A 7129-nucleotide genomic window follows, 5' to 3' on the forward strand; every position below is an offset into this window, starting at 1 on the left:
AAGAAGTCGGCGTCGAGCACGGGAACTCCTCGTGTGGTCATGGCCCCAGCGTCCCTCACATGCCCCAGCGCAGTCCCGGAGTCCGCACCGGCGCGTCCCACAGCCGCAGCAGCTCCTCGTCGATCTGGCACAGGGTGACCGAGGCGCCCGCCATGTCGAGGGAGGTGACGTAGTTGCCGACCAGGACACGGGCCACGGGGACCCCGCGTTCGCCGAGCACCCGCTGCACCTCGGCGTTGAAGCCGTACAGCTCCAGCAGCGGGGTGGCGCCCATGCCGTTGACCAGGACCAGGACGGGGTTGCGCGGCGTGAGGTCCTCCAGGACCGCGTCGAGGGCGACCTCGGCGATCTCACCGGACGTCATCATCGGCCGCCGCTCCCGGCCCGGCTCGCCGTGGATGCCGATGCCCAACTCCAGCTCACCGGAGGGAAGATCGAAGGTGGGGCTGCCCTTGGCCGGCGTGGTGCAGGCGCTCAGCGCCACCCCGAAGCTGCGGGAGTTCTCGTTCACCTGCCGGGCGATCGCCTCCACCCGCTCCAGCGGCCGGCCCTCGTCCGCCGCCGCGCCCGCGATCTTCTCCACGAACAGGGTCGCGCCCGTGCCCCGCCGGCCGGCCGTGTACAGGCTGTCGGTCACCGCCACGTCATCGTCGACCAGCACCTTCGCGATCTGGATGCCCTCGTCCTCGGCCAGTTCGGCGGCCATGTCGAAGTTGAGCACGTCACCGGTGTAGTTCTTCACGACGAACAGCACCCCGGCCCCGCTGTCCACGGCCGCCGCGGCCCGCACCATCTGGTCGGGCACCGGGGAGGTGAACACCTCGCCGGGACAGGCCGCGGACAGCATCCCCGGCCCCACGAACCCGCCGTGCAGCGGTTCGTGCCCCGACCCCCCGCCGGAGACCAGGCCCACCTTTCCGGCCACGGGCGCGTCCTTGCGCACGATCACCCGGTTCTCCACGTCCACCGCCAGCTCGGGATGGGCCGCCGCCATCCCCCGCAACGCGTCCGCGACCACGGTCTCCGGGACGTTGATCAGCATCCTCATGGGTACCTCCTGGGGGGCTTGGCAGGCGGGTTGCCGACCTGCGTTCTTGCTGGTCAGAGTGGTTATAAGCAGTTCTTGGTTTTGACGATTCGAGGCGGTCGGAAGCGGGCTGTGACGGTACTGGTGCTGACTCAATGCCGACTTTGGTGACGGCTCGTCAGTTCTGCGAGCTGGTTCGTTGCCGGTCGGCCGGGGGCGCCGCTACCGACAGTATCGACCTTGCGGCAGTGAAGGTCACGTGGGCGAACCTTCAGGTCATGTCGGCCCTCCTCACCCCTGGCGGCGGCCCCGTGAGGCTCAGCGGCGTGCGTACCTGGAAACGACTACCCCCGAACGGCCGTCGCGACGGGAGCCGGCCGAGGTGGGAAGGGGTCTTTCGTGGGTGTGCCCTTGTACCTGAGGCCGAGAGTGGATCCACCGCTCGCCTCGCTGCTGGGGGCCGCACCCTTCCTGCACTCGCTCGTCGACCCCCTCGGGTCCCCGCTCGACGTCCTCGTCCGCTCGTCCTCGACCTGCGCAGCCCGCACGCCTACGCCGCCCTGCCCGTCGAGGGGTCGCTCAACATCGTCGACGAGCTGTTCGATGAACTGATCGGGGGAGGGCTCCCCTTCGGCAAGCGGGTACCGGTGCTGCTGGTCCGTCCGGTCGGCGAGAAGTCGCTCCGCTGCGCCGCGCTGCTCACCCGCCTGGGAGACGGTGCCCGCGGAGCGCCGCGTCGCCGCCTCGGTGGACTGGCACCCGGAACACGGCGACCGCCGCCAGTACCTCACCTTCACCGCACCCGGCCTGGACCGCGGCAGCCTGCGCGCCCTCCTCGACTCGTGCCTGCTCACCGATGACGAATACGCGGCGGGCCGGAACCGTTGGGAACAACTTCCGCACGTGTTCGACGACTTGCTCGACCCGGTGTCCTGAAGCCGCGTACGCACCGCACGGTGTGCGAAGAAAGGGACGACCCCGCCATGCCCCGACGCACCAGCACCGACCGGCGCACCGCGAAACGCGCCAACCCGCTGGACACCGCCGGCATCACCCACGTCGACTACGAGGACACCGATCTGCCGCGCAGGTTCATCTCCGACCGGGGGAAGATCCGCAGCCGCCGGGTGACCCATGTGACGCGCCGGCAGCGGCGGCAGGTGGCACGGGCCGTCAAGAACGCGCGTGAGACGGCCCTGCTTCCCTGCAGCTCCCGACAGCACAGCTGGAACCTGTCCGTCAGGTCATGCCGAAGAGCGGGATCGAGGTGTTCGTCTCGCCTGCGAGGCGGGACGAGCACCCTCCCGGCTCCGACCGGGCGGGGAACAGCCGCACGGACACGCTCCTACCGGGGCGCCCTCTCGCTGCCCATGGCGATCGAGGTCAGCGCTTCTCATACGGATCCGACGGCTCCGCGATGCGTCGGACGGTCGCAGCGTCCAGCACCGGGGGCCAGGCCGCCGATGATCCCAGCTCGCCTTCGGGGTGCCAGGCACCTGTAACTACCACCCATGTGTCGGCCTCCGGTGCGTCCGCGCCGCGGACCTCCACCCTGACCGTTGTGGCGTCGGCCGCGCAGCACGCGACCCGGAGCCGGGTCACGTACCAGGCGCCGCCGTCCCCATGGGTGACAAACCCGGTCAGCCGGACCGTGCGGTCCTTCAGCGAGTACCCGCTGTCGTAGACGGCGCGGGTACTGAACTCGGCCAGGCTCAGGTCCACCGGGTCCCCGGCGGGCAGCGCGGGGAACGTGCCGACATGCTCCGCGGCGCGTCGGGCCTCTTCGCGCGCGGCGCTGTAGGAACCGAGCGCGGGCGGCGGAAAGAGGAGCAGGGCGGCGGCGGGCAATGCGAGCAGCCAGGCGACGCGCGGGCCGCCCGTAGGGGAGTGGATGTGGCCGTGCCCTTCCTCGGCCGGGTGCGCGCTCCGGTCCATGGGAGCGGTGCCGTCCCGTGCCGCTCGCGCCGTCAACACCGCCCGCGCCAGACCGAGCAACACCAGCAGCGTCCCGGACACGATCAGGTAGGGCCGCAGCCCGGCCTGCACGTACCGCAGATACAGGTCGCTGAACAGCGAGATCCGCAGCACTGCGGCGCCGACCAGCAGCAACAGCACGGCGGGACCGTACCGCCTCACAGCACCCACCACCCCACGAGCACACTGCTCGCCACCGCGACCACCCAGGTCGCGGACGAGAACCGGATGGCGAAGGTCCGCCCGAACGTGCCGGCCTGAAGCGCGAACAGCTTGAGGTCGACCATCGGGCCGACCACCATGAACGTCAGTTGCGCGATCGGTCCGAACCCGCTCAGCGACGCCGCCACGAACGCGTCCGCCTCGCTGCACACGCACAGCACCACGGCGAGGAGGGCCAGCAGGAGCACCGACACCCAGGCGGACGCCGTGAAGACGTCCAGCAGCGAACGTGGCACCGCGATGTCGAAGGTCGCCGCTGCCGCCGAACCCACTACCAGGAAACCCCCGGCGTGCAGGAAGTCGTGCTGGAGCCCCGCCACGAAGGAGCCCGCGCGGGAGGTGCCGGTCCCGGCCGTCGGTGCTTCCGGCAGCCGCAGCCGTTCCTTCCTGCCGAAGCGTGCCCACAACCAGCCCATGGCGACGGCGGTGACGAGCGAGGCGACGAGCCGGGCCACCACCATCAGCGGCTGACCGGGAAACGCGAGGGACGTGGCGACGAGGACGACGGGATTGATCGCGGGTGCGGAGAGCAGGAACGCGAGCGCGGCGGCCGGAACGACCCCGCGCCGCATCAGGCTGCCGGCCACCGGCACGGACGCGCACTCGCAGCCGGGAAGCACCACACCGGCCGCGCCCGCGACGGGTACGGCGAGAGCCGGGCTGCGCGGCAGCAGCCGGGTGAAGACGCGCTCGGGCACGAAGACACTGATGGCCGCGGAGACCAGTGCGCCGAGCAGGAGGAACGGGACACCCTGGACGACGACGGCGGTGAACACGGTCCACCAGGCGGCGACAGGCGGGGTGCAGAGGTCGAGTGCGAGCATCGGCCCGAGGGTTCCGGCGACCGTGGTGATCGTGACGAGTGCGAACCCGCCGAGGGAGATGTACACGACCGCCCGCACGACGAGGCGCACGACATCGGTGAGCCCGCCCCGCCTCTCGGCGTACTTCTGGTCGCTCACGTCACCCGCTTCGCCGCACGGCCCCGCTGACGCGCCGCCCGCAGGAAGCCGCCGAGACGGTGGCCGCGCGGTGCCGGACCAGGACACCTTGCTGAGGCGTCTTCCAGTGCCGTTCCCCAGGGCCTCGGGAGACCCGAAGGACCCGGCTGACGCTGCGTCAACGCCCCTCACATCTTTCTAGTAATGAAATTCATTTCTGACTACTGTACGGGGCGAACCTTGAGGCATCGAGTCTTTGGAGCAGTGATGAGCGACTCCTACGAGCGGTCCGCCGAGTACCTCGACATCCTGATCGCCGAGTCGTGGGGGCCGCTGGCTCCGGCGCTGGCGGACGTCCTGTCGCATGTCCGCGCCGGAACCGGGGCCGTGGTGGACCTCGGGGCCGGGTCCGGCCGGGGCGTGCGCGTCATCTGTGACGCGTTGCCACAGGTTCCGGTGCTCGCCGTCGAACCGTCCGCCGCGATGCGCGCCGTCCTGCTCGCCCGGGTTCACGAGGACGACGAACTGCGCAAGCGCGTCACGGTGGTTCCCGGTGACTGTGCGGGCGCCGACTGGCCCGACGGCGTGCGGGCCGTGGTGGCCCTGAACATGATCGGACACCTGCCGCCCGGGCAGAGGCGCGCACTGTGGAGCCGCGCCGCCCGGCAACTCGCCCCGGGTGGGGCGCTGGTGTTCAACCTCGCCCCGCCGTTCACCCCGGTGGAGGTGGAGCGGGTGCGGATGGCCCGGGTCGTCGTCGGCGAGTTGGAGTACGAGGGCTGGGCGAGCGCGCGTCCCACCGGAGCGGACGAAATCACCTGGCGCATGGACTACGGCGTCCTGCGTCGGGGTCGGCCCTTGGCGGGGACGTCGGTCGAGTACCGCTGGTGGGTCGCGACGGAGGACGCGTTGGTGGCTGAGGTCGCCGAGGTGGGGCTGGTGCTGCGCCGGGCCGGTGATTCCGGCCTGGGGTTGTGCGTTCTCGAGCGTGCGAGCGATCCGGCACGGCAAGTTGGTTGATCTGATAATCATTTTCAACTAGGTTCGTCGGTGTTCCGCCTCCCCGGGTCTCTCTGCGGTGGAGGCGTTGCCCTGCCCGCCTTTTGACGGAGACCGGATGGACCAGCCTGTGCCGAGCGACGACCTCCTTGCCCGCGTCATCGACTGCATCGCCGAAGTCCTCGGCACACCACCCCACGAGGTCGCACGGACGACTCCGCTCGCGGCCCTGGGGCTCGAATCGTTCACCGCGGTGCGGCTGAGGCGGAGGATCCGCGAACGCACCGGACAGGACCTGCCGTTGACGGCCCTTCTGGGTGACGGTGCGACGGCCCGCGCGGTGGCGGACCGTTTGCTCGCCGGGCACGTGCCGGAGAAGGTCACTGATCCCGAGCCCCTCGGTGCCGAGGGTCGGGCGGGGGTGGAACCCGGCGGTGTGCGGAACGGCGGGGAAGCGGAGGAGCACTTCCCCCTGACGCCCATTCAGGCCTCGTACCTGGCCGGGCGGGCCGAGGGCATGCCGCTGGGCGGAGTGGCCACCTTCTACTACTACGAGTACGACCGCACGCCCGGCGGTACGGACCCGCTCGTGGACGTGGCCCGGCTGGAAGCCGCCTGGAACCGACTGGTCGATCACCACCCGATGCTGCGCATGACGGTGGACGACCGGGGCCGCCAGCGCATCGCAGCCACTCCCGGCCCTTACCGGATCGGCGTCACCGACCTGCGGGGTGAGTCCGCCGAGCAGGTGAGGGAAACGTTGTCCGCTCAGCGGCAGGAGCGTTCCCACCAGAACCGGCCCACGGAGTCGTGGCCGTTGTTCGACATCCACGCCACACTGCTGCCCGACGGGCGGACCCGGCTGCACGTCGGCGTGGACGTGCTCCTGACCGACCTCACCGGATGGATGCTGCTGATGCGCCAGTGGGGCCGCCTCGTCGCGGACCCCGACCATCGGCTTCCCGAGCCGGCAGCCCGGTTCGCCGACCTCCAGCGCGCCCGCTCGAGGGACCCGGAGTGGTCGGCCCGGCGCGCCCGCGACCACGCCTACTGGGCCGAACGAGCCCCCGAGCTGCCGCCGTCGCCGCGGCTGCCCCTGCTGCGCGATCCCGCCGACACCACCCCGCCCCGCTTCATCCGCTCCGCCGCCGAACTCGACGCCGGGACCTGGGCGGAACTGCGCGCCCGATGTACGGAGCACGCTGTCACGCCGACCGCGGCCCTGCTCGCGGCCTTCGCCGTCGTCCTCGGCCGGTGGGGAGCCGGGGAACGGATCTGCCTCAACACCACCCTGTTCGACCGCCCGGAGGACGAGAGCGGAGCCGAGGGGGTGGTCGGCGACTTCACCACCACCGCCCTGGTCGGCACGCCACGCTTCCACCCCGCCGACTGGAAGGGCTTCGCCGACTACGCCACCGCCGTCAACCACCGTTTCTGGGAGGACCTGGACCACCGGTCCGTGTCCGGTGTCGAGGTGCTCAGGGAACTGCGGGAGCAGGAACCGTCACCGGTGGGAGCCCTCAGCCACCCGGTGGTGTTCACCAGCGGGGTGGGTCTCGCAGGGGCCGGGGAGCCTCCGGCGTCCTGGATCGGACAGGAGGTGTACGGCATCTCCCAGACCCCGCAGGTCCTGCTCGACCACATCGTGTGGGACGAGGGCGGACGCCTCCGCCTGGCCTGGGACGCCGTCGAGGGGGCGTTCCCCGACGGCTGGGTACCGGCCCTGCTCGACGCCTTCGTACGTCTGCTCCACACCCTGACGGACCCCGACGCCTGGCACGACACCGCCCTGGGCTGGGACCCGTCCTTCCACCCCGAAGAGCCCTTGGACGCCGTGCCCTTCCCGAATGCGGGCCCCCTGCTGCACGATCCGGTCACCGACGCGGCCCGGCGGCATCCGCGACGGCCCGCCCTGCGCACCTCCTCCACCACCGTCACCCACGCCCGCCTCGCGGACAACGCCGCC

Annotated in this window: 5 protein-coding genes and 3 pseudogenes; 5 read left to right on the forward strand and 3 right to left on the reverse strand. The window is 71.2% G+C overall.

Features of this window, described 5'->3' with window-relative positions; translation table 11 throughout:
- Positions 1-55: 55 nt before the first annotated feature.
- The gene (dhaK, locus tag B7767_RS34840; protein WP_085575578.1) at positions 56-1048 is read right to left on the reverse strand and encodes a dihydroxyacetone kinase subunit DhaK; all 993 of its coding nucleotides are present in this window, start codon (positions 1046-1048) and stop codon (positions 56-58) included.
- A 494-nt stretch (positions 1049-1542) separates the two neighbouring features.
- Here dhaK and B7767_RS48615 point away from each other — a divergent pair.
- The 3 pseudogenes from B7767_RS48615 to rpsR form a co-directional block, all read left to right on the forward strand.
- Positions 1543-1740, forward strand: a pseudogene (locus tag B7767_RS48615) (rhodanese-like domain-containing protein); the annotation flags it as partial.
- Positions 1733-1963, forward strand: a pseudogene (locus B7767_RS34855) (cobalamin biosynthesis protein CobW); the annotation flags it as partial. The pseudogenes B7767_RS48615 and B7767_RS34855, both read left to right, overlap by 8 nt.
- A 47-nt stretch (positions 1964-2010) precedes the next feature.
- Positions 2011-2244, forward strand: a pseudogene (gene rpsR / locus B7767_RS34860) (30S ribosomal protein S18); the annotation flags it as partial.
- A 166-nt stretch (positions 2245-2410) separates the two neighbouring features.
- Here the strand turns inward: rpsR and B7767_RS34865 are convergent.
- Positions 2411-3163 (reverse strand): TIGR03943 family protein, encoded by a 753-nt coding sequence (locus B7767_RS34865; protein ID WP_085575580.1) that lies wholly within the window; start codon positions 3161-3163, stop codon positions 2411-2413.
- A complete protein-coding gene (locus tag B7767_RS34870) occupies positions 3160-4185 on the reverse strand; it encodes a permease (RefSeq protein WP_085575581.1) in 1026 nt (341 codons plus the stop codon). Before B7767_RS34870 ends, B7767_RS34865 begins: the two co-directional genes overlap by 4 nt.
- A 246-nt stretch (positions 4186-4431) precedes the next feature.
- Here B7767_RS34870 and B7767_RS34875 point away from each other — a divergent pair, with 246 nt between their 5' ends.
- Positions 4432-5184, forward strand: a complete 753-nt coding sequence (locus B7767_RS34875; RefSeq protein ID WP_085575582.1) for a trans-aconitate 2-methyltransferase — start codon at positions 4432-4434, stop codon at positions 5182-5184.
- 97 nt (positions 5185-5281) lie between these two features.
- The coding region (locus B7767_RS34880; protein WP_256923673.1) for a condensation domain-containing protein at positions 5282-7129 on the forward strand (1848 nt) is incomplete at its 3' end.

Origin of the sequence: Streptomyces sp. 13-12-16, assembly GCF_002114215.1 — a bacterium.
Lineage (GTDB): Bacteria > Actinomycetota > Actinomycetes > Streptomycetales > Streptomycetaceae > Streptomyces.

Excerpts from the sequence above, each read along its gene's own strand:
- dhaK (WP_085575578.1), bottom strand. The coding sequence starts at position 1,048 with ATGAGGATGCTGATCAACGTCCCGGAGACCGTGGTCGCGGACGCGTTG.
- B7767_RS34875 (WP_085575582.1), top strand. The coding sequence starts at position 4,432 with ATGAGCGACTCCTACGAGCGGTCCGCCGAGTACCTCGACATCCTGATC.